Below are 22505 nucleotides of genomic sequence, written 5' to 3'. Positions count from 1 at the left end.
CGCGCCGGGGATTTCCGGCGCGGCCCGCTTAGTATCGCGCTTAGATTCGCAAGGTTGCGGCAGCCAGCGGCCTACTTTGCGTCGTACGCCTCGGCGTCCCACCAGTCGAGCTGGGCGATGTTGTCGCGGATGTGCCGGCAGCTCTTGTGGAAGCCCTCGAGCTCGTACTCGGACAGGTCGAGCGTGTAGACCTCCTCGACGCCCTCGGCACCGATCACGCACGGCAGGGAGGTAAAGATGCCCTCCTCGCCATACTGGCCGGTCATGAGCGTGGAGGCGGAAAGCACGGCGTGCTCGTTGTGCAGAACGGCAGCGCAGACGCGCGCGGCGGAGTTGGCGACGGCGTACTCGGTGCACTGCTTGCCCTGGTAGGTCACATAGCCGCCCTTACGCGCGAGCTCCTCGACCTCCATGTGGTCAAAGGCGTACTTGTCGGGGTTTTCGGTCTGAAGCTCGGTGAGACTCTTGCCGGCGATGGTTGCGGTCTTAAAGGCGGCAAGCTGGCTAAAGCCGTGCTCGCCGATCATGTAGGCGTCGATGGACTTGGGGCTCACGCCGACCTTCTTGGAGATCTCGGTGCGCAGGCGGGCGGAATCCAGACCGCAGCCCGAGCCGATGATCTTCTTGGGATCGTAGCCGGTCAGGTGCCACAGCTCGGTGCACACGACGTCGCAGGGGTTGGAGATGGAGACAAAGATGCCGTCGAAGCCGGCGTCGACGATGCGCTTGGCAAAGGTGCGCGCGGCGTCGGTGGTAAAGAACAGCTCGCCGTCGCGGTTGCCGGCGGCCAGTGCGACCTTGCCAGCGGCGTTGACGATGACGTCGCAGCAGGCCAGCTCCTCGTAATGGTCGTAGCAGTTGACGATCTTAGTGTTGTACGGGACAAACGAAAGGGAGTCGCGCAGGTCCTGGACCTCGGACGTCACCTTGGCCTCGTTGATATCGCACAGGTACAGCTCGTCGGCAATGCCCTGCATAAGCAGGCTGTTGGCGACATGTGCTCCTACGTGGCCCTGGCCGACCACACCGATCTTACACGTCTGGTACATATATGTATCCTTTCGGCCGAGTTTCTCGCGTCGAACCATTGTAGCCTCCTGCCGTCACTTTGCTAGGCTAAAGCGTCGTAGATTTTTGGGACATGCTTTAATCTCTACTTTTGGAGTGATTTGGGCCGCTGGCGGTGTCTCGGAGCGATGTACTCGCGCGGATGGGGCCGCTCGTTGTACCATAACTGCAACTGACTCGTAAGGAGCATCCATGCCCATTCGCATTCCCGACGCCCTCCCTGCCGCCGCGCAGCTCGAGAGCGAGAACATCTTTGTCATGACCGAGTACCGCGCGCTGCACCAGGACATCCGTCCGCTGCGCGTGCTCATCCTCAACCTCATGCCCACCAAGATCGCCACCGAGACGCAGATCATGCGCAAGCTCTCCAACACGCCGCTGCAGGTGGAGGTGGACCTGCTGCGCACCAAAACGCACGAGGCCACCCACGTGAGCGCCGGCCACCTGGAGACGTTTTACCGCACGTTCGACGACATCCGCGACATCCACTACGACGGCCTGATCATCACGGGCGCGCCGGTGGAGCAGATGCCGTTCGAGGAGGTCGACTACTGGCCCGAGCTCTGCCAGATCATGGATTGGTCCACCACGCACGTGCACTCTACGCTGCACATTTGTTGGGGCGCACAGGCGGGGCTCTACCATCATTACGGTATCCAGAAGCACGACCTGCCGGCAAAGGCGAGCGGCGTGTTCGAGCATTATCTGGTGAAGCCGCAAAGCCCGCTGGTCCGCGGCTTCGACGACCGCTTCTATGCCGTGCATTCGCGCAACACCGATGTGCGCCGCGAGGACGTGGAGGCCGAGCCGCAGCTCGAGGTCGTGGCCGTGTCCGACGAGGTGGGGCTGTACATCGTCAAGTCGACCGACAGCCGTCGCTTCTTTGTCTTTGGCCACCCCGAGTACGATACCGACACGCTGCGCCTGGAGTACGAGCGTGACGTGAAGCGCGGACTCAACCCGGAGGTGCCGGCGCATTACTTCCCGGGTGACGACCCCACCGCCGAGCCGCGCAACGTCTGGCGCAGCCAGGCTCAGCTGCTCTACACCAACTGGCTCAACTACTATGTCTACCAGACCACGCCCTACGACCTGGCCCGCGCCGGCGAGGAGCACTAGACTGCGATGGTGCTGCTGTAGCCGTGGCTGATGTGGCGGCGATTAGGCGCTGATGATGTTGGGCAGCGGCAGGTCGTGGGCATCGGTGGGGATGTGGTCGACGCGCTGTTCGTCAAAGGCGATGCCGACGATTTGACATACGGGCGAGAGCATGGGCAGGTAGCGGTCATAGCAGCCGCCGCCGTAGCCTAGGCGCGTGCCGGTGCGGTCGAATGCTACGAGCGGCACGACGATCATGTCGAGAGCTTCGGCAGGCACGATAGGGAAGCGGCTGCTGTCGATGTCCGTGGCCGCAAAGGCCCGCGTGGGGTGGGCGATAAACGTAGCCGCGTCCGCGTCGCCGGCAGCAACTGCCCGCATACACATGCGCTGGCCACAAGCTGCGGCGTCTGTTGCCGAGAGCATGCACGGATAGGCCACGCGCCAGCCACGTTTGGAGGCAGCTGCGGCAAACGCGGCTGAGTCGACTTCGGAACCCATCGCGGCATAGACGGCAACGGTGTGCGGCGCCGCGGCATCCAAGCGGCCCAGCAGCTCAACCAGCCGCGCACAGATATCAGCAGACTTCGCCGCCCGCAAGTCCAAATCAAGAGCATCGCGCCGAGCAATCACCGCCCGCCGCAACTCAGCCTTGTCCATCCCGGCTTCCTCTCCCAAACCTACCAAAAAGGGACAGGTTTATTTTGGCAGGTTTTATCTGGGCAAATGTCGAAACCACCACAAAGGTGCCTGTCCCCTTTGTGGTGGTTTTGGCCCATGCGTTAACGCTATAACGCCGCGGCGATTGCTTCGGTCACAAACTTATTGAGTGACTCGCCCTTCTTTGCCGCCGCCAGTGCTGCCTGCTTGTGAAGCTCGGAGCCTGTTCTCACATTGAACGAGCCCTTAAAAGCCCGCTCTGGTTCCTTGCCCTTTTCGGCACAAAACTCAAGGTAATCGTCGACGGCGTCGTGGAAGCATTGCTCCACTTCTTCAGCCGTGGAGCCTTCAAATACAATTGCGTCCCTAATGCCGGCGACCATACCTGTTAGTACATGCTGCTCGGCATCGAACTCGACTGGGGCGAAATAGCCCTTGTATGCCAAAACGTTACTCATGACTGCCTCCGACATCCTGCAGAAATCGAACGATGTTTCGAATTGTCCCCGCTGTCAATTCGTCAGATGGATGAGGCGCGTGCATCACGAACATCCTGCCATCTGAGGGCCTGTAGAAGCGAATGCGCGATCCGGATGTCTTGCCTTTGCTGTCCATTTCAAAGCCATATGAGGCCATGACTTTTAAAAAATCGGCATACCGATACGTCGAAGGGCAGCTAAACAGTTGGGCGATGAGTTTATCGGCTCGAGTCATCCCGCCTCACATTCTGCAACTATATTCTAGTTGCAATTTAGATCCGATGCAATCACCCATACTATAGAACATGTGTACGTATAGAACAAGTGTTCGAACCACTACAAAGGGGCCTGTCCCCTTTGTAGTGGTTTTGCTTGCTGTGGTTAGCCCATCAGGTCGACTACGTTGAAGCCGGCGTTGCTCTTGGCGATGACGTCGCGGCCACCAAAGACGCAGGTCGGCGACTCGGCTGCGATGCGCGTTACGTCGGCGCCGAGCGAGCGCAGCTCAGCGGGTGTGGTCGCGAGCATTTGGGCGCGACGCTCCTCGCGTGCATGCGGGTCGAGCCCGGCAAGGTAGGTCGTATTGCGGCGCTTGGTGAGCGCGTAGGGCTTCACCGGCGCGTCCATGCCACTCACGCAGCTCACGATAAAGCCCTCAAAGGCGGCCTCGTCGGGCTCAAAGCTGCCGAGCCATTCGCCTGCGCGCGCCACGCGCTCAATCGAGGGGTCGATTGCCGGGTCGCGGTAGGTGTAGAACGCCGTCTGACGCTCGCCGGCCGCGCGGAATCCACACCCGTACGCGCCGCCTTTTACGCGGATTTCGTTCCACAGGTAGTCGTAGGAGAGCGCGTTGGCGGCAACCGCCCAGGCGCCTGTCACGTCAATGCCTAGGCGACGCGGATCGCACGCACGCGCGGCAAAGCAGATGTCGCTGGGGATCACGAAAGCCTCGTGGCGGTCGCACGGTGCCGGCACCGCGAGCGCGTCGCGGCCGGCACCATCGCCCGCACCCAGCCCCAGATCGCCCGCGGCATCCCAGTACGCGTCAAAGTCCTCGTCGCTGCCGGTAAAGCTCGCCATGCAGCCATCGGCCACAAAGATGCGGCCTGCCAGCTCGGCAAGCTTGGCGCGCAGGTCGTCCAGGCGCTCGCCAAAGTGCTCGAGCAGATCGCGCAGGAACAGGTAGAAATCCACGCCCGAAAGCTGCTCGCGCACCACGGCCGAAGGCGAGCTGTAGCTCATCGCGCGACCCAGCGCCGCCGAGTGGCCGTTGTTGATAAAGCCCTGCTCAAGCCCAATGCGAATCTGCGTAAGCACGTCTCGCATGCGGTCGGCGTCGGCGTCCGCCAGCAGTGTGCTCGACCACACCTCGCGCGGCAGGCTTGCCAGCGCATCGATTTTCTCGGACAGGGCACCGGCGCTCACCAGCAGGTAGGGGCGCACGCCGTCCACGTCGGGCTGGGTCATGACCTCGGTCGTAAAGCTCAAAAAGCCCAGCTTGCCGGCGAGCAAGTTGTCGAGCTCCTCGGCCGAATGCTCGCGCGTGGGCAGCTGCTTAAGCAGGCGGCAGAGCAGCGTCACATAGGGCAGGTCCTCAAACGCGACGCAGCTCAGGTCGAAATACTGCATGGCGTAGGCCAGACGGTTGGTGGGGATGCCGTGGCGCAGGCAGGGGATGGGCGCAGTCGTGTCCACAACCAGCGGCGGCTCGGGGTGCGCCTCGCCAATGTCGGACACGCGCAGACGCGGCAGCGTGGCCTTGGCCTCGGGCGTGTCCTCGGCCTCCTGGGCGGCACGCAGCGCGGCCGTACGCTCGACCACGTCGGCCAGCTCGGCATCGGTCATGGCGTCGCGCTTGGCAGCCAGCTCGGCGGCCTCGGCACCCTCTGCGCCCTCGGCGGCGTCCACCGGCACCAGCTCGACGAGCGCCATGTGGTCGTTCTCCAGCACGAGCTCGCGCAGCAGGTCCTCAAAGTAGCTGCCGTCCAGCTCGCCACGCAGCTCCTCGTACACCGGGCCATACTTGAGTGCCAGCGTCGCGGCGTCGTCATCGTAGAGCCAGGTGCTCAGCGCGTCGCACGCAATGGCCACGCCGTCGGCGATACCGTAGTCGCGCTGGCGCAGGTCGTATTCGTTGCTGCTGATGATGGCCTCCAGGCGCTCGCGCGGAACGCCGTGCTCGCACAGGTCGCGGCAGGCGTCCTGGAACGTGCGACGCAGTTCGCGCGCCACGCCGGGCTGCGCGTTTTGCAGCATGATGAGCTCGTAGGGCTGCAGGCTCTCGGCCGCGGTGTAGCTCACCACGTTGCCGCCCAGGCCGGCGGCAAGGATTGCCTTCTTAACCGGCGCTTCGTTGGAGCCCAGCAGCGCCTCAAACAGGATGTCCGCCGCAATCGTGCGCTTGCGGTCGAGCGCGCTGCCCAGCACAAGGCCCAGGCCCACCAGGGCGTTCTCGGGCGTGGTGGCCATCTCGACACGCTTGTACTCGCAGGTCACGGGCGCCTGGGCGCCCAGCGGATTGGGCGCCAGCGTGGACGGGTCCTCGCCGGCGGCGACGGCTGTGTCCATGCGGCGGCTCGCGGCACTCGGCTGCGACAGATAACGCTCGTCCAAAAAGGCAAGTGCGCGGTCCACATCTAGGTCGCCGTAGAGCGTGATGTAGGAGTTAGAAGGATTGTAGTGGCGTGCGTGCGTGTCCAGGAACTGCTCGTAGGTGAGCGCAGGGATCGCGCGCGGGTCGCCGCCGCTCTCGTGCGCATAGGCGGTGTCGGGGTAGAGCGCGGCGTTGACGGCGTCGTCCAGCACGCTCATGGGGTCGGACAGCGCGCCCTTCATTTCGTTGAACACCACGCCGTTATAGCGCAGCGTGCCCTCGCGCAGGCTCGCGGAGCTGCCGTCGCCCTCGCCCTCGGCGCCCTCCGGCAGGTCCAGCTCGTAGTGCCAGCCCTCCTGCTCAAAAATGGTGGGCTTGGTGTATATGGCCGGGTTGAACACCGCGTCCAGGTACACGTCCATCAGGTTGTACAGGTCCTGCTCGTTGGTGGTGGCAACGGGGTAGATGGTCTTGTCGGGGTAGGTCATGGCGTTGAGGAACGTCTGCATGGAGCTCTTGATCAGATCGACAAACGGCTCCTTGACGGGAAACTTGGCCGATCCGCACAGCACCGAGTGCTCAAGAATATGGAACACGCCGGTGGAATCGGCCGGCGGCGTCTTAAAGCCAATGGCAAAGGCCTTGTTTTCGTCGTCGCACGCTAGATACAGCAGGCGCGCGCCCGAGGTGGTATGGCGCAGTACGTAAGCGTCCGAGTCGAGCTCGGGCACGGTCTCGCAGCGCTCGACGGCAAAGCCATGGCAGGTGGTGCCGGGCACCAGCAGCGCGGCGGCTGCGGCGCGCGGGTCGGTTGAGGTAGTGGGCATATGCAGTCTCCTTTGACGCCCCAACGGGGGCGAATCGAGTCGAATCCCCGAGAGTATACCCATATGGGGCCTTCGACCAATCTGCCGGATGAGCGTGGATTTTCGGACGAAATCGGCCGCCAAAAGCCCAAAAACCGTCCAAATATCCACGCTCGCGCGTCAAGTACGTATCTCTCACCTCACATTCATCTCTACGACGAGGGATGAATGTGAGACAGGTAGAAGATAAAAATCAATCGGCTTATCGGATGCATATACCGCCATCAGATTGAAGCTGTATGCGGAAATGGATGGACTCTACACCGCTTACGCAAAATAACCCCTCGTTTGCTAAAACATTATAGGAAATGGCGTGGAGTGCTAAAAAGTTCTAATACAATATAAGTCATTTATCTATAGGCTGCTGATTCCTTGTAAAGGTATGGTTGATATGGTTGAGGCAAATAGCGTTATCCCCCTGTACAAACAGATTGTTCGTGCGCTTTCTGATTCAATCGCCAACGGCACGTACCGCCCGGGAGATAAGCTTCCGACCGAGGCGGAGCTTATCGAGCAATTTGGCGTGAGCCGAATAACGGTTCGCTCCGCAATTAAAGAAATGGAAGATGCTGGGCTTGTTGAGAGGGCCCGCGGCAAGGGCACGTTCGTTTCGTCGGACACGCAGATGTATGCCGCGGACGACCGTGAGAGCTTTACCCATTCGTGCCAGCTTGCGGGCAAACAGGCGTCTACCAGGGTTCTCGAAATGGGCTGGGACTTCCCAAGTCTGCGAGACGCGAAGTTCCTGGGCGTAGACGATACCCAAAAGGTATTGCGTAGCCGTCGTCTGCGCCTTGTGGATGGCAAGCCCACGATGCTGGAAACCAATAGCTATTCCGCTGCGCTTTCTTTTTTGGAGCATGAGTCCCTCGATGATTCGCTGATGGCGGTACTCGATCGCCAGGGGATCAAGATGGGTCCCAACACGCGTACGCTCGAGGTCTGCTATGCGAGCGAGCTCGAGGCGGCATACCTTAACGTGGAGCTGGACTCTTCGCTGCTTCTGTTTGTCGATAGACGTTATGCCCCAAGTGGCGAGCCGCTTTTCATCTCCCGTCAGGTGTACTGCACCGAGCGACTGAAGTTCTATTTGTAAATTAGCGATAGATTGGTCGATTTACCGACCAATTGTTACCGTTCGCGGATTTGGAAAATAGACACACCAAGTAGGGTAGATTGCTAATATACTTTGTTATGACAATATAGTACGTCCTATTGGTATTGGAGAACTATGAATAAGATATTGCTAGCGAGTCATGGTTATCTCGCCCAAGGCATGAAAAGCTCTCTGGAGATTCTGATGGGCACCAACGACCGAATCGAGTGCCTGTGCGCCTATGTCGATGACGATTCAAGGGACGTCGCGGCGTTGATTGATGCATGGATGGAGACGAGGGACCCTGCCGACTCTTGGTTTGTCGTGACTGACATCTTTGGCGGCTCTGTAAACAACGAATTCATTCAGAGGCAGACCGACGGATCGTTTACGTTAATCGCTGGAATGAACTTGCCGCTGCTGGTGGAAATGGTTACACAGCTGGACTCCCTGGATGCGGACAAGGCCAAAGCCGCGGTCGAGGGATCGTGTTCGTTTATTCAGCTTTGCGAGGCGGCGGACATGCTTGCCGGCGCCGAGGAAGAAGAGTTCTAGTTAGTTCTGGTTCGAGCCCTAGCTAGGGGCCACACCTGTCATTCCCTTTATCACGTGCGGAGATGATAACGATGATTAAGCTTACGAGAGTTGATTACCGACTGATTCACGGCCAAGTTGCCATGTCCTGGACTCACGCTTTGGATGTAGATTGCATCTTGCTTGCCAGCGATGCTGTGGCAAAAGACGACATGAGGAAGGCGGCCTTGAGGCTCGCCCGCCCCAACGGCGTTAAACTCGTCATCAAGGATGTTGACGCTGCTATCGAGGCGCTCAACAGCGGCGTTACCGACAAGTATTCGCTGTTTATCATCACTGAGACGATTGAAGATGTCTATCGTCTCGCTAAGGGTTGCAAAGACATCAAAGAGATCAATCTGGGCGGAACCCGAAAGACCCCTGAGACCACGCTTCATCCGACCCCTGCGATCTTTGCGACCGAGAAAGATGCCGAGCATATCCAAGAGCTCCTGGGCGATGGCGTGGCCATCGAAATCCGTCAGGTCCCCAATGACGCTAAGGTGTTTGCCAAGGACGTTTTCTAGCCGGAAACACGTTGATGCTCGGCATTTATTGAACCAATGCTCTATGCCTATGCCCGTCGATCATTTGATCGGCGGGCTTTTTATTAAAGAAAAATCAAAAAAATCTGAAATAGTTCTTGCATAGTTAGTTATATAAAGTATTATAACGTCATGGGATGAATGAAGGGTTCATCCAAGTGAGTTAGGAGTAAGGGATGTTCAATTTCGATGAGCCTCGTTACGAGAAGGTTGTGAGCGATGCCCTCGCTCTCCGTCCTCAGATTGAGGCTGCCGTGGACGAGGTCTGCGAGCAGGGTTATTCCAACATCTTCTTCATCGGCTGCGGCGGCACCTGGGCCCACACGCTCCCGATGAAGTATTGGGTCGAGACCACCACGGCCGACGTCGATGTCCACTGCGAGATCGCCGCAGAGTTCCTCGCCTGCCCGCCCAAGACCTTCAACAAGGATTCTGTCTGCGTCTTCTCCACCCGTACCGGCACCACCCCCGAGATCATTGAGGCTGCCAAGTTCTGCCAGGAGCAGGGCGCCCGCACGCTGATGTATGTCTCCAACGACAACACCCCGGCCACCGAGTACGCCGATTACAAGTTCTTCAGCTTCGCCGAGGACGACGTTCTGTGCGAGGCCATCTACACCTACCAGATCACGCTGGTCGCCCGCTTCCTCAAGAACGCCGGCGCCTTCCCCAAGTACGACACCTTCATGGAAGAGTTCGGCAACATCGCTCCGTACCTCATCAAGGCCAAGGACGCTCAGGACGAGCGCTGCGCCGCCATGGCCGAGGACTTCAAGGACACCGATTACCACATGGTGATTGGCTCCGGCATGCTCTGGGGTGAGGCCTACGACTACGCCATGTGCATCCTCGAGGAGATGCAGTGGATCAAGACCAAGTCCATCCACGCCGCCGAGTTCTTCCACGGCACCATCGAGCTGTGCGAGGAAGGCACGAGCCTCATCATGCTCTACGGCGAGGACGACACCCGTAAGCTCATGGACCGCGTGGACAACTTCACTCACATGCTCGCCGACGAGAAGGGCGTCAACGTCCGCGTGAACAAGTTTGACACCGCCGAGGTCGAGCTGCCGTTCAGCGACCCCGAGTTCCGCAAGATCGTCTCCCCGATGGTCACCTACACCATCACCGAGCGTCTGAGCTGCCATCTCGAGCACGTCCGTAACCACCCGCTCACCACGCGTCGTTACTATCACCAGATGAACTACTAATCCTCTCAAATTGCTGCGGTTGTCTGCAGGCGAGCTGCGCAGAATGCCTCGCCTGCAGACCTGTTTCTGGGGTTGATCGAAATGGTTGTCCAGTATCTTCTAGTTGCACTGGTCGCATTTATTGCGTCCATGGACGAGCAATTATTTGGCATTACGATGCTTGGTCGTCCGCTGTTTACGAGCCTGTTTGTCGGCTTGATCCTTGGCGATGTCCAGCAGGGCGTTATCGTCGGCGCTGCTTTGGAGTCCATGTTCATGGGCGCCATCATGGTCGGCGCGGCGGTTCCTCCCGAGGTCTATGCCTCCGGCGTGCTTGGCTGCGCGTTTGCCGTCATTACGGGTACGGGCACGGCAACTGCCGTCGCGCTCGCCCTTCCCGTCTCCGTCTTCCTTCAGGTGTGGCGCAACTTCTGCTACGCCGTTCCGGGTGCCTTTGCCTGCAAGAAGATTGAGACCGCTCTGGCAAATCGCGATCTTGCCAAGGCGAATCTGTACCATCTGACCATCGTGCCGCTGTCGATTGGCATTCCGTCTGCACTGCTGGTGTTTGGCTCGCTGTTCTTTGGTGCCGACCTTATCAACAATGCGCTCAACGCGATTCCGCAGTTTGTGATGGACGGCCTCAACGTTGCGTCCGGCGTCATGGTCTGCATCGGCTTCGCTCTTCTTATCAGGACCATGGGCGATAACAAGCTCCTTCCCTGGCTGTTCCTGGGCTTCATTATGGTCATCTACCTCAAGATGGACGTGGTCGGCGTCGCCGCAGCTGCCATTTGCGTCGCGCTGCTCCTGGCCTTCCGCGAGGGCTCGTCCGGTCCGCAGACGGTTGCTGCAGATGAAGAGGAGGACTTCTAATGGCTATCCAGAACACCGACCTCAAAGAGGCCAAGAAGGACGCGATTATGACTCCCGATATGTATCGGAGCATGTTCCTTCGCCAGTTTACGAGCCAGTGCTCGCAGTCGTACGACAAGATGATGGCAATGGGCTTCATGTACACCATTCAGAAGCCCCTGCGAAAGATCTATCCCAACGACGACGATTACTATGCGGCGCTCGATCGCCATACCGAGTTCTTTAACATCACGCCTCATGTGCTTCCGTTTGTAGCCGGCCTAACGGTTTCGATGGAAGAGCAGGCGGCTGCCGATAAGAACTTCGACACGTCCTCGATTAACGCCATGAAGGTCGGCCTTATGGGACCGCTTTCCGGCATCGGCGATTCGTTCTACTGGGGTACGTTCCGCGTGGTTGCCGCCGGCATTGGTATTGGCATCGCTTCGACGGGCAACCCGCTCGGCCCCATCGTGTACGCGCTCATCTACTCCGTGATTAACTTTGCAACGCGTATCGTCGCCGCCCATCTGGGTTACGACTTGGGAACCAAGTTTTTGCAGCAGTCCGAAGAGAGCAACCTTATGTCTCGCATGACGCATGCTGCCGGTGTTCTCGGAATGACCGTTATCGGCGCCATGATTGCGGCACAGGTCTCGCTGTCCACGGCTTTGACCTTTGACGTGGGTGGTTCGGAGATTGTCCTGCAGGATCTGTTCGATTCGATCTTCCCCGGTCTGCTGCCCTTGCTGGCAACGTTCGCTTGCGTTGCCCTCTATAAAAAGGGCGTCAAGACCATTTGGATCATCTTGGGCATCTTCGCAATCTGCATCATCGGAACGGGCTTGGGAGTGTTCGCGGCGGCGTAATGTTGACTGCTATGCTCGCGCGTTGGATAACTAACTGACCGTTTGAAAACGGGGCTCGGCGTAAGGCCGGCCCCGTTTTTTATTTGAGGGATTTTCCGACCGTCCAAAAAATCACACTCGTCCATCACTCACGCATCTCTCATCTCTCACTCATCTCTAAGCTGAGAGATAAATGAGAGATAACTGAGAGATAGACAGACAGACGGACTGTCGGGGGCATGCATCGCTGTCAGATTAATGCCGCGCGCGGAGCAGCTGCGCGTTCACCCGCGCCTCGCATCCCGCCATTTCACGCACCGCACATCGAAACCTGCGGCAAAGCAGGTACAATAGCCCAATGTGCATCGCGCACGACGATGATATCGGCGCCCGCGACTGGGGGAGACAACATGGCAGAGCAACAGATAACGCCGGGGACCAAGCTTCAGGCGGCATTCGACGTGCCCATGGGCCAAAAAACCGACTTCAACATGCTCGCCACGTACAAAGAGAACCTGGACGACGCGTACTTTCTTATGAGCGCGCCCATGCTCGCCGGCAAGCCGCTCATCATGGACGAAAACCAAAAGCTGCTGCTGCAATACAAAGTGGGCGAGGAAACGTTCGTGCTCGCCGGCTACCCCGAGTCAGTCGAGAAAAAGGGCATCCGCACCTACTGGAAAATGCGCAAAGTCGCCGAGCAGCGCACCTTTGTCAAGCGCCGCGACGAGCGTTTTAAGGTCGCCATGCGCCTGACCTACCAGCGCGACAACGAGCCGACCCCCGAGCCCGAGGACGCCATGACCATCGACGTCTCGGCCGGCGGTCTGGCCGTCTATCTCAACGATTATCCCGACGTGGGCGAGGCCCTGGCCGTGCAAATGCCCACGATCCGCCTGCAGGGCGAGCGCCACGAGCTGCCCGAGCAGCTGGGCATCGTGTGCTGGGTGCGCCGCGCGCCCAAGGGCAGCCTGTACCGCAACGTCTGCGGCCTGCAGTTTCGCTACGCCAACGACATGGAGCGCGAGCTCGTCAAAGAATACGTCGGCTACATTCGCACCAAATATAAGATCTGATCGCCATGGCACTGTTCAAGCGTAACGACAACAAAGATCAAACTGCCGAGGATTTGGCCGAGGATTTGGCGCAGGACCAAGCCGAGGGCGTGGCCGATAATTTGGCCGAGCGCCAGGCCGAGCGCCAGACCGTGGACACGTCGGCAGACGCGCCCGCCGCCAATGCCGAGAACGCGCCCGGCGAGGACTCCGCCCTCGATCAGCCTCCCACCTCCCGCAAGCGCTTCGGCAAGCCCAAGCCCAAGCGCAAGCCCAAACCCAAGCGCGACTTGCGCGGCGTGGTGCGCATCGAGGAGCTGGAGCAGGCGCTGGCCGACCAGGACCTCGACGACATCGACCCCGACGCGGTCGTGTCCATGTACATGCCCAAGCGTCGCATGGAGCGCATCGGCACGGCGCTGCTGCGCATGGACAAGTTGCAAAAGGCCCTCGTGGTGCTGGCGCTTGCCTTTGGCGTGCTGTTCGCCCTGTCGTTTATGCAGGAAAACATGGGCAACTTCACCATCAACCTCAACCGCCTGGAGCTGTTCCGCCGCGGCGTGGCCATTGCCGACAACGGCGACTTTAACAACGCCACCGCGCGCCTGGCGGCCGACGCTGTGGACAACGGCACCAATATCGCCGCCGACGACCTGCCCGACAACTTGGACGACATCGACGGCAGCCACAACGGCAAGAATTACGTGGCGTACACCTTCTATATCCGCAACGCCGGCAAGACCGACCTGGGCTACAGCGCCAAGCTCAAGGTGGTCAGCGCCAGCAAGGGCGTGGAGAAGGCGGCGCGCGTGCGGGTGTATCGCAATGGCGAGCCCACCACCTATGCGGCTGCCGCGGCCGACGGCAATCCCGAGCCCAACACCGAGCCGTTTGCGTCCAAAGACGTGGTGACGACCATTAGCCACGCAAACTTCCGCGTGGGCGATGTGGACAAGTACACCGTGGTCATTTGGCTGGACGGCGACGACCCGGAGTGCGTGGACAAGATTATCGGCGGCGCGGTGGAGTTTGGCTTTGACTTTGATTCGTCCGAGACCGACGACTCGAGCCTGTTCATTAAATTCGTGCAGGATATTGCCGACACCCTGACCGGCAACGACCCCATTAGCGCGAGCGGCAACGAGGCGCCCGATTACTACAAGGAACACAACGTGACCTGGAGTAACCGTCGCAACCAAAAGAACTCGCCCGCGGGGGACGGGGACAAGTAGAACGAAGAAGCGCCGGGCCGGGAGTGATTTCTCGGCCCGGCGCTTTTGCTATGCAGAGGCGTTGTCTTTGGGAGAGGTGACGTCGCCAGCGGCGGCGTCCAGCAGGAACAGTCGCAGCGCGAGTTTGATCGCGTAGCCCGGTTTGACCTGCGCCGCGTCTCCCATGCGTTCGCCCAGGTCGCTACAGTAGGCGTAGAGGTCGCGGATGAGGTCCGCGCCCGAGAGCGTGAACATGTAGCCCGCGTCCGAAAGCGCGTTGGGCGCTGCGGGCAGCCCTGCAGCCTGGCAAAAGCTCGCAAGGTCGGGGCCCATGACGGCCTCGTAGTCAATCGCGCGTCCGCCGTCCTGGGCGGTCTGCTCCTGCTCGCGGGTGTACGACAACGCCGCCGCCAGTACAAAGCTGGGCGTGGGCGCGTTGACGTCGTCGGTGGTGGCGACGAGCTTACCGGCCGCTTGCGTGACCAGCCAGGCAACTTCACGCTGGCAGCGAACGGCTTTGCGCGTCACCGGTTTGATCGATCCGGCGGAAACGCTTCCCTTGGGTTGATTGGCAAAAGCCATGGGGCCCTCCCAACAAATAGCCCGCACAAGCAGGCAGAAATTACACGTGCTACATCAGTATAGCGAGCGGGGAAGGGCTAGGGCGAATCTCGGCGGAGGGCGTATGCGTGCGTTGGCGTGGCGCTGCGGTTGCAAGGCTTAAGAGGAACTTATGACTTCGCCGGAGAGAGTGCTCAAATAAGGTAAACGATGTTCACATAGCACCACATATAAGTCGAGGTAGGCCTATGAATCTGCCGAAATGTAGGCTGCCGAAAACTCATAAGGAAATCGTAAGAATTATGGTATTCTCAATTCCATGTCTAAAGGATGGGCAAGCAACATCCAACACGAAAGCGCGGGCTCCCCTTCCGGGCTTCTCGAGGGTCATCTGGGATGAATGGGGAAAGAAAGGGGTCCGCATGGATACCAAGGCATTAAAGAAGCAGATGGGCGCCGCCATCGCCATGGTCCTCGTGGCAGCCGTAGCCCTCGGCTCCGCCACCTTCGCATGGTTTGTCAGCAACAACAAGGTTACTGCTGAGACGTCTAACATTGCGGCTCAGTCTAACTCTGCATATCTCGTGATTGACAACAGCAACACGACGAAGAACTCTACGAGTGCTGTCAGTTCTAAGGCGACTAGGGCGGATCTCTATCCCGCTAAAATCGTAAAAACTGGGACTAATGCAGAATGGAAGACTGCCTATGCATTGTCGGCCGATAAATCGGACATGAACAAGGATACGGAGTTCACAATCGATGATGGCACGGCAGCAAAAGCCGTGAAAGCAGGCTATGCAGTCGAAAATACTTTCCACGTAGGTACTGGTGGCTACGATGGTGAGTTCACGAATCTGCATATTAAGGAAGTGGCTGTTACTACCCCCGCAACGACGGAAAACAAGAACCTCGGCAATGCCCTTCGCGTTCTCGTTGTTCACGGCGATAAGTGGGAGGTCTGGAGTGGTTCCGGCATTAAGCTCAGCTCATCTGTCGATAGTCCTACTGCCGGCGGCGATCTGCTTGCTACTGATGAGGTAATCAAATCCGAGCACGATGCCGAGGTTAAGGTTTACCTGTATTACGACGGCGATGACGCCAATGTCTACTCTAACAATCTTGAGAAGATTAAAACTACGGCTGGCGACAATGGCGTGACCATCACCTTCGAGGCAACGCCCAAGGAGTACAAGAAGGCTTCTAACTAGTTATCGCTGACTTCGTCGTTTTTGAGATTTCAGAATGCCGGGGGCCGAACCGTTGGCTCCTGGCATTTTCACTAGATAGGTCCATCGAATGAGCCAGAGCATAAAACAGCTAAAAAAACAGCTTGTCGGAGCTGCCTGTGCGGTACTTATGTCTGCCGTTGCTCTTTCATCGGCCACCTATGCATGGTACGTCGCAAATAGCACGGTGAAGGCAACATCTTCAACCATCAGTGCAACGACTAACGGTTTCATCCTTCAGATTGATGAACTTAAAAACGGTGCCCAACATGGTGGCGAGCAGACATCGCTTGCTGCCGCAATTCAGGGCGGAAAGATAACACCGTCATCTACGGACGATCTTAAGAACTGGTTTGTTTGCCAAGGCTGGGGATCAGACGGCAAAGTATCCTCTTACTCGCAGATTAACCTTAAGCAGGGCGGCAAGTCTGGCGAATACGAGGCTGGTGGTGAGACCCACTACGCCTATCTCAAGAGTGAGTTTATTGTCTATACCATTACTGAGTCCGGTATGGCCGACGTGTATCTTGAAGGATCTGACGGAGAGCCCGTAGTTGTTACCACCCATGGGGCACCAACGACCGATACCATCCCGAATTCTTTGCGAGTCGGTATCACTACGCAGACGATTGATGCTAATGGAAACCTGACCGGTGATGAAACTCTAAAGGTTGTATACGCTCCCGCTGCAGTTTCTCCTACCGAGAGGGGTAACGATAAAAACGCTATTGCTGGATGGTCTTGTGTAAAGGACGCGGCCAGTGGGCCTCAAACGCCTTCCTACCAGCATATTGAAAAAGGCAACTGCACCGGTTGGCTTGCGAACAAGGTCGGAGACGATTATCAGGTTGACGCTGGTACACGCAAGATCGCAAGTCGCGTTGGTTATGATGGCATAGCGGTTCGAATTTACATTTGGATGGAAGGAACCGATGCCGACTGCGTTAACAACGCCGCGGCCGAGGACCTTGCGACATACGATGTGACTGTCAAACTCGCCGGTGTTGCAACATCGTAGTGCCGACGTTCGCTAACATGCAGACGGCCAAGGGCTCACTTCGAAGGAAGTGAACCTTTTTCGTTTGGCGTCATCATTGCGTAGGCGATAATGTGGGGAACTGTTCTTCCTGGAGGTTCCTTATGGACGGCATCGCTTCTAGTGTTCCGCTGATTGCTCGGCCGAGTTTTGACCGCGCTTGCGGCTTTGTGCCATCCGAATATGTCCAGGCCTGGGAGTGGTTCTTGCGCGAGGAGCAGCGTGGCGGCCTGTGGGACAAGCTTCCGCATCGCACCAATGCCGATAGCCCTCAATATCCCTTCCGTCTGACGATTGATTCCGAACTCTTTCCGGTGTCGCGCGATTCGGGCATCTTTTGGCCTGGTCGCGGGCGCGTTAAGCATCCGCGCGAGAAGACCTTCGCGCTCTCTGTGCACAATTCCAAGCGCGGTGCCTACCCCGATGTTCCGCCGCTCTATCTTGAGGACGGCACGTGGGTACTCAAGTACTCGTCGCAAAGCGCATCGGTCGAAAACTGGCGCGACCAGGATTACAACCAAAAGATGATCAACTGCATGGAGTGTGGCGTTCCCGTTGGCGTGTTCTTTGCAACGGACGCTGGCTACAAGGTGCTGGGCCTGGCGTTCGTCGAGCGCTACGAGCCCGAGAACAGTTGGTTTGTGCTGCATGGCCCCGTCCATAAGGGCGGACCCGACGCGCGCTTCTTCCCTGATATGACCTACATGAAGGACGCTTCGGTCACAGCGGAGTTTTCCGGTGCTCCGGCGAGCGACGATGAAAAGGTTCGCTACGCGCTACGTCGCGAGCGAATCGGCCAGCAGCGTTTTCGCACTGAGCTCTTTGAGGCCTATACCGGTCGATGTGCCGTCTCGGGCTGCAACGTCGACGAAGCACTGGAAGCCGCGCATATCGAGAATTACTCGGGTCCTAAGTCACAAGTTGTCAGCAACGGCATTCTGCTGCGCCGCGACCTGCATTCGCTCTTCGATGCTCATCTAATTTCGTTCGAACTGGTGCGCGGCGATTATCAATTTTGCGGGTCGTATCTTCTGCAGCATACGGACTATGCGATGTTTGCGGGCTCGGTGTTGCGCGAACCGGACGAACATCGCTTACGTCCAAACGCTCGTTTCCTCGAAGCCCATCGCGCCGAGTTCGATTTCTCGGAATCGCGTCGTCATGCGGAAGCCGTTGTTCCGTATTAGTTGGGTGCAGCCTGTCGCTGTCTAATCATGTCGATTGATCGAATCGCGCTGCGCCGCATCGAGAGCTGCACGATCCTGCCATCCTCTCCTCAACGGTTAAAACGGGAAAGGGGAGCCCATGGGATGGCGAAGCGTTATCGCGCGAGGCGTGTACGGAAACCTACCGCGAGCGTTAATGGACCGGAGCCTGTTCCCGCTCGTCGAGGCCACCTGCAGCCAAATCTGTCTGCCGTGCCCAAGCTGCGGCGCAGACCTCCCATGCCTAGACATCAGCTTCATCGACACCCGCGACAAGCGCGCCGCCGACTCACGCGCTCGAACAGGCCTGCGCCTTCCAGTCTATCCTCCACAATGTCCAACCTGCGAATGCGCCATTACCTACGACGAGACGGATGCCTAGTTGCCTGCTGACGATCGAGGATTTTTGGACGATTGAAAATTAAGCGTGGATTTTCGGACGATTTTGGGCTGAAAGGCTGTCAAAAACGGGAGATTATCCACGCTCGGGCGAAGACATCGAGTGCTCAAGCAACTCAACTACCTGCGTATACTCGATTTTCGAGGATTTTCGCACTCGATTTCCGAGGAAGTCTGGACTCGATTTTCGAGTTTTGTCCTACAGGTAGATCCCCTCGCACAAAGTTTTGTGGAACTGGGTGTGGTGGTCGCGTGCCCAGGTGAAGAGCGCCTGGTCGTAGTTGTCGTGACTGTCGGGGATGCCATAGACGCCGGCGACTTCAACGCGCACGAACTCCAGCGCGGGTAGCTTGTTGATGGCCGTGAGCGCAAACGGCGACGTGGGCTCCTCGAACAGGTAATGGCTGCCTTGCAGCGCGCCGCAGCCGGTGCAGGCGCTGGCGAGCGATGCGGTCTTGGTGGTGCGCGACGTTACGGGCTTGTAGCCGCAGCGCTCGCGCAGGTAGTCGCGGATCTCGGCCGGCACGCAGCCCAGCGCGGGGACGATGGCTACGGCGTTGGCGCGGGCGGTGTCGATCGCGATGTGGCCCGCGTCGTCCATGGCGGGCGCAGCGCTGGGCGCAGCCTTGCTGCCCGAGTCCTCGGCTGCCCAATACGGAATGCCAAAGGCCGCGACCGTCGTCTGCTCGTGGCACTTCCAACATTCGCGCTTGCCCAGTACCAGGTAGATGTAGGGCGCGCTGGGGTTGGAGCGATCCACGCCGGGCAGCCACGCGGCAAAGGGCTCGGGGTTGACGCCATCGGGCACGTACCAGATCTTCTTGGCCCGGTCCCACTTGGCGCCCAGGGCCTTGGCCTCGTCTTTATGCGAAAAGGGAACATCGAGCTCGGTGCGCATGGCGGCTCCTTTGTGCGACTTGCGGTGCATGTGCTCCAAGGATACCCCAGCGCTGGGTGTGTGGTCGCTAAACGAGCATTTCGACCGTCCGAGAAGTCGCGGAGCATTTTGGCGAGGGCGTGCCGTCAAGTAAATGGGCAAGCAAATGGTCAGCTTTTGGTCAGTTGAGCGGCAACCTTGCCAAAAGCTTGACGGATTTGCATTTAGACGTCGACGAATGAACACTTTGGTTGCGCTGCGGCAAAAATCCGCCGGTCGTTTGCCGAAAACTCGCCAAGGTCGCGAGCCTCCACCGACGCGCGTGCTATCTTCGCGCCATGGGTTACTTTATCGTTTCACATAACGCTGCGTTGGCGCTTTTGGCGCACCTGCCGAACCCTCGTTTTGGGGATTCGGAACCAGAGGTCGTGTCGATTGCAGGTGCCTGTGCGCTGTTGGACCAAGAGGCGCGGGACTTTATCGATCGCTATGATCTGGGGATCCAAACGCTGGATTTGCTGGTGCCATCGCGTGCCGACCGTCGGCAGAGCAAGCATGTTAAGACGCACCTGTGCACCAACGAGCTCCCGGCGGGCTCGTTTATCTCGCTGGGCCACTGGATGGGCGGCCTGGATGCGTACGTGTGCGCTCCCGAGCTGGCGTTTGTGCAGGCTGCGCACGACGGCTCTGCAGCCGAGGCCATCTATGCCGGCTATGCCATGACATCGGACTATCGGCTGGACAACCTTGCTCCCGGCGGGGTGACAAGCAGGGATGGGGGCATGCGCGATGGCAGGCTCACGACGAAGGAGCTCATTGCGGCGTATATCGAGGCGTCCCCAAAGGTAAGGGGTCTCGCGAAGGCAAAGGCGCTGCTTGCGTATGTGATCGAGGGATCGCGCTCTCCGAGGGAGTCGGGGCTGTGCATGTTTATGTCGCTGCCTGCGCGCTACGGCGGGTATGCATTGGGCAAGGCCGAGCTCAACAAGAAGGCTTTCATTCGCGATGGACTCAACGATGGGCGCGAGCGCAAACTGCGCGTGTTGGAGCGCACGCCCGACATCACGCTTACGGCGAAAGCAGAGGTGGGCCTGGATAAAGTAAGGGCTGGCTTGCTGCCCGAGGTGCTTACCGCGCTGGTCGATTACGACAGCGACGCCATCCATGATGGAAGCGAGAAAATCCACAAGGATGCCGAGCGCCGCAACGAGCTGCAGATGCTCAATGGGGTGGCGTACTTTACGGTAACGACTGACCAGGCGAGCGACTACGAAAAGCTCGTTCGCCTGTGCGAGCGCATCCGGCGCAAGCTGCATCGGAATAAGCGCCCCATCTTTAACAAATCCATGACGGAGGAGCAGAGATACTTTGCCCTCAAGCGCGCCGAAACGAAGCGGTTTAAGCTCTGGCAAACGGTTATCGAAGCGCATCGGCATTGGTAGGGTCGGTTGTTGGGCGTGGGGCCAGGGGCCTTATTTTCAGGTCTAATACTTTTCCGCGAAGTGAACGAGTCAAAATGGACCCCCGAAGCATCGACACTTTTGGCGGCTCATTTCCTGCGGTTTTGACGTTAGAATCCTGCGGTTTTGGCTTCAAAAAGTGTGCATGCTTCGGGGGCCCAAATAAGCTCGTTCACTTCGCGGAAAAGTATTAGACCTGACTATAGGAAGGTTGTCCGGACGTGGCATCGAGGCCCATCCAAGCCCGGGCGAGGCACTCGCCGAGACTGTTTGGGCGACTGTGGGCTTGGTTGGGGTGGTTGCTGGCGTTGTTGAGGCGGCTTTGGGTGCCGCGGCGCCCCTTTAGCTTGGTGGCGTAAAACAAAACAGCTCAGAGGCGAAGCCTCTGAGCTGCGAACATTTGGTGGGCGTTAGAAGATTTGAACTTCTGACCTCTTCCGTGTCAGGGAAGCGCTCTCCCCCTGAGCTAAACGCCCGATCAAGGGTGCGCGAGTGCGCAGGGAATAATATAACGGAGCTCCCACCCGGTGGCAAGAACTATTTTAAAAAACTGGTGAATTGTGGCCCCATCGGAGCCCGCCGCAGCGCGAACAGCACGCGAAAAGTCCCGTTTGTACCCCCGATGAACTGCACGTTCGCGTAAAATAACTCCATTATGGGCAAATGGTGCCCACGCAGTTTACAACGCGGCAAATGAGGGAGGGGCATGTCGGACGCGCAGTCGCTGCGAAAACAGTTCAATCGCATGCTCGCCACGTTGCTGGTGGCGCTTGCTGCTGCCGGAGCTGTAACGTATGCCTGGTACATCTACAACGCCAACCGCCATATCACCGACGTCAAGATGGCCGCGGGCACGGGCGTGACCTTCCTTATCTCCAACGAGTACGACGGCGAGTACAAGACCAACGCCGGTCTAAGCTTTGCGGGCCTGCTCGATCCCGTCTCGACCGATAACGTGCTCAACGGCTTCCAAAAGGTAACGGGTTTTACCGGCGGAACCACCCAGGACTCGCTGTTTGCCAGCATGTTTGGCGCGGCCGAGCATTCCGACTACTACAAAACATCCCTGTACCTGGCCACCAACTCGGCCGCGACCGACGTGTACCTGTCGGGCATCGACTTTACCGAGCAGGACACGGCAAACCCCATCTCTACCGCTCTGCGGGTGGGCCTGGTTACCTATGCGCCGGGGCAGGGCGATACCGTTACGGGCCAGTACATCTTTGAGGTCTCGGGCGAGCGCAATCCCCAGGCGCGCTACAACACGCTCGACGGCAAGGATGCCGGCGAGAACGAGCAGAATCACCTGGTGCTCGACAGCACCCGCTCCGATGGAACAACGGTTCATTTTGATCAGCTTACCAGCGCAAACTTTTGCGACTACAACGAAGACACCGGCGTAGTGAGCCTTAAGCAGGCCACGACCAAGATCTGCAGCCTGCCCGCCGCGGCCGAGGGCACCAACCGCAGCACGCCCGTGCGCGTGGATGTGTACGTGTGGCTGGAAGGCTGCGACCCCGACTGCACCAACAACCTGGCCACCACCAGCCTGCAATCGCTGGCGCTGCGCTTTGCCGGCAAGCGTTCGTAAGGGGGCCAGG

21 protein-coding genes and 1 tRNA gene are annotated in these 22505 nt (G+C 58.9%); 14 read left to right on the top strand and 8 right to left on the bottom strand.

The features are described from left to right. Positions 1-71 precede the first annotated feature (71 nt). Positions 72-1049 carry an L-lactate dehydrogenase gene (locus DW899_RS07840; protein WP_117800574.1) on the bottom strand — a complete coding sequence of 326 codons (978 nt, stop codon included), beginning with the start codon at positions 1047-1049 and terminating at the stop codon, positions 72-74. A gap of 211 nt (positions 1050-1260) precedes the next feature. Here DW899_RS07840 and metA point away from each other — a divergent pair, with 211 nt between their 5' ends. Further along, a complete protein-coding gene (gene metA, locus DW899_RS07835; RefSeq protein WP_055310106.1) occupies positions 1261-2187 on the top strand; it encodes a homoserine O-succinyltransferase in 927 nt (308 codons plus the stop codon). Positions 2188-2229: 42 nt separating this feature from the next. On the opposite strand, the gene DW899_RS07830 is transcribed toward metA, so the two are convergent. From DW899_RS07830 to DW899_RS07815, 4 genes are all read right to left on the bottom strand, one after another. Further along, positions 2230-2826: a 5-formyltetrahydrofolate cyclo-ligase gene (locus DW899_RS07830; protein ID WP_117800573.1), complete on the bottom strand. Its 597-nt coding sequence runs from the start codon at positions 2824-2826 to the stop codon at positions 2230-2232. Positions 2827-2954: 128 nt separating this feature from the next. Beyond that, on the bottom strand, positions 2955-3284 hold the full coding sequence (locus tag DW899_RS07825; protein ID WP_022094981.1) for a type II toxin-antitoxin system HicB family antitoxin: 330 nt from the start codon (positions 3282-3284) through the stop codon (positions 2955-2957). Then, positions 3277-3540: a type II toxin-antitoxin system HicA family toxin gene (locus tag DW899_RS10915; protein ID WP_117629026.1), complete on the bottom strand. Its 264-nt coding sequence runs from the start codon at positions 3538-3540 to the stop codon at positions 3277-3279. Before DW899_RS10915 ends, DW899_RS07825 begins: the two co-directional genes overlap by 8 nt. Positions 3541-3686: 146 nt before the next feature. Then, on the bottom strand, positions 3687-6725 hold the full coding sequence (locus DW899_RS07815) for an insulinase family protein (protein ID WP_117800572.1): 3039 nt from the start codon (positions 6723-6725) through the stop codon (positions 3687-3689). Positions 6726-7155: 430 nt separating this feature from the next. On the opposite strand from DW899_RS07815, the gene DW899_RS07810 reads away from it, so the two are divergent. From DW899_RS07810 to DW899_RS07775, 8 genes are all read left to right on the top strand, one after another. Beyond that, entirely contained in the window at positions 7156-7860 is a 705-nt protein-coding gene (locus DW899_RS07810; RefSeq protein ID WP_117563729.1) for a GntR family transcriptional regulator, read from the top strand. A 135-nt stretch (positions 7861-7995) separates the two neighbouring features. Further along, positions 7996-8415: a PTS sugar transporter subunit IIA gene (locus DW899_RS07805; protein ID WP_117800571.1), complete on the top strand. Its 420-nt coding sequence runs from the start codon at positions 7996-7998 to the stop codon at positions 8413-8415. A 71-nt stretch (positions 8416-8486) separates the two neighbouring features. Next, a complete protein-coding gene (locus tag DW899_RS07800) occupies positions 8487-8960 on the top strand; it encodes a PTS sugar transporter subunit IIB (RefSeq protein ID WP_117634363.1) in 474 nt (157 codons plus the stop codon). A gap of 194 nt (positions 8961-9154) precedes the next feature. Continuing rightward, a complete protein-coding gene (locus DW899_RS07795) occupies positions 9155-10189 on the top strand; it encodes an SIS domain-containing protein (protein WP_117640663.1) in 1035 nt (344 codons plus the stop codon). Between the two features lie 81 nt (positions 10190-10270). Continuing rightward, positions 10271-11044: a PTS sugar transporter subunit IIC gene (locus DW899_RS07790; protein WP_117563725.1), complete on the top strand. Its 774-nt coding sequence runs from the start codon at positions 10271-10273 to the stop codon at positions 11042-11044. Continuing rightward, a complete protein-coding gene (locus DW899_RS07785; protein WP_192924133.1) occupies positions 11044-11892 on the top strand; it encodes a PTS system mannose/fructose/sorbose family transporter subunit IID in 849 nt (282 codons plus the stop codon). Before DW899_RS07790 ends, DW899_RS07785 begins: the two co-directional genes overlap by 1 nt. A gap of 389 nt (positions 11893-12281) precedes the next feature. Beyond that, the gene (locus DW899_RS07780; RefSeq protein WP_158566600.1) at positions 12282-12947 is read left to right on the top strand and encodes a PilZ domain-containing protein; all 666 of its coding nucleotides are present in this window, start codon (positions 12282-12284) and stop codon (positions 12945-12947) included. 5 nt (positions 12948-12952) lie between these two features. Continuing rightward, on the top strand, positions 12953-14158 hold the full coding sequence (locus DW899_RS07775) for a hypothetical protein (RefSeq protein ID WP_117800569.1): 1206 nt from the start codon (positions 12953-12955) through the stop codon (positions 14156-14158). A gap of 48 nt (positions 14159-14206) precedes the next feature. Here the strand turns inward: DW899_RS07775 and DW899_RS07770 are convergent, their stop codons facing one another. Next, positions 14207-14719: a hypothetical protein gene (locus DW899_RS07770; protein WP_117800568.1), complete on the bottom strand. Its 513-nt coding sequence runs from the start codon at positions 14717-14719 to the stop codon at positions 14207-14209. 401 nt (positions 14720-15120) lie between these two features. Between DW899_RS07770 and DW899_RS07765 the strand changes: the two genes are divergently transcribed. From DW899_RS07765 to DW899_RS07755, 3 genes are all read left to right on the top strand, one after another. Then, the gene (locus tag DW899_RS07765) at positions 15121-15909 is read left to right on the top strand and encodes a hypothetical protein (RefSeq protein WP_117800567.1); all 789 of its coding nucleotides are present in this window, start codon (positions 15121-15123) and stop codon (positions 15907-15909) included. Between the two features lie 88 nt (positions 15910-15997). Beyond that, positions 15998-16945 (top strand): hypothetical protein, encoded by a 948-nt coding sequence (locus tag DW899_RS07760; RefSeq protein ID WP_117800566.1) that lies wholly within the window; start codon positions 15998-16000, stop codon positions 16943-16945. A 122-nt stretch (positions 16946-17067) separates the two neighbouring features. Continuing rightward, on the top strand, positions 17068-18150 hold the full coding sequence (locus tag DW899_RS07755) for an HNH endonuclease (protein ID WP_117800565.1): 1083 nt from the start codon (positions 17068-17070) through the stop codon (positions 18148-18150). 616 nt (positions 18151-18766) lie between these two features. On the opposite strand, the gene DW899_RS07750 is transcribed toward DW899_RS07755, so the two are convergent. Continuing rightward, positions 18767-19465: a DUF5710 domain-containing protein gene (locus DW899_RS07750; protein ID WP_117800564.1), complete on the bottom strand. Its 699-nt coding sequence runs from the start codon at positions 19463-19465 to the stop codon at positions 18767-18769. Between the two features lie 407 nt (positions 19466-19872). Between DW899_RS07750 and DW899_RS07745 the strand changes: the two genes are divergently transcribed. Further along, positions 19873-20886: a hypothetical protein gene (locus DW899_RS07745; RefSeq protein WP_147349741.1), complete on the top strand. Its 1014-nt coding sequence runs from the start codon at positions 19873-19875 to the stop codon at positions 20884-20886. A gap of 419 nt (positions 20887-21305) precedes the next feature. Here the strand turns inward: DW899_RS07745 and DW899_RS07740 are convergent. After that, positions 21306-21380, bottom strand: a tRNA-Val gene (locus tag DW899_RS07740). 230 nt (positions 21381-21610) lie between these two features. On the opposite strand from DW899_RS07740, the gene DW899_RS07735 reads away from it, so the two are divergent. Beyond that, positions 21611-22495 carry a hypothetical protein gene (locus tag DW899_RS07735; protein WP_117800562.1) on the top strand — a complete coding sequence of 295 codons (885 nt, stop codon included), beginning with the start codon at positions 21611-21613 and terminating at the stop codon, positions 22493-22495. Positions 22496-22505 lie beyond the last annotated feature (10 nt).

Origin of the sequence: Collinsella sp. AM41-2BH (genome assembly GCF_003468085.1) — a bacterium.
Classification (GTDB): Bacteria; Actinomycetota; Coriobacteriia; order Coriobacteriales; family Coriobacteriaceae; genus Collinsella.
Note: the sequence above shows the minus strand (reverse complement) of the source record. Positions and strands in the feature narration are given on the sequence as shown.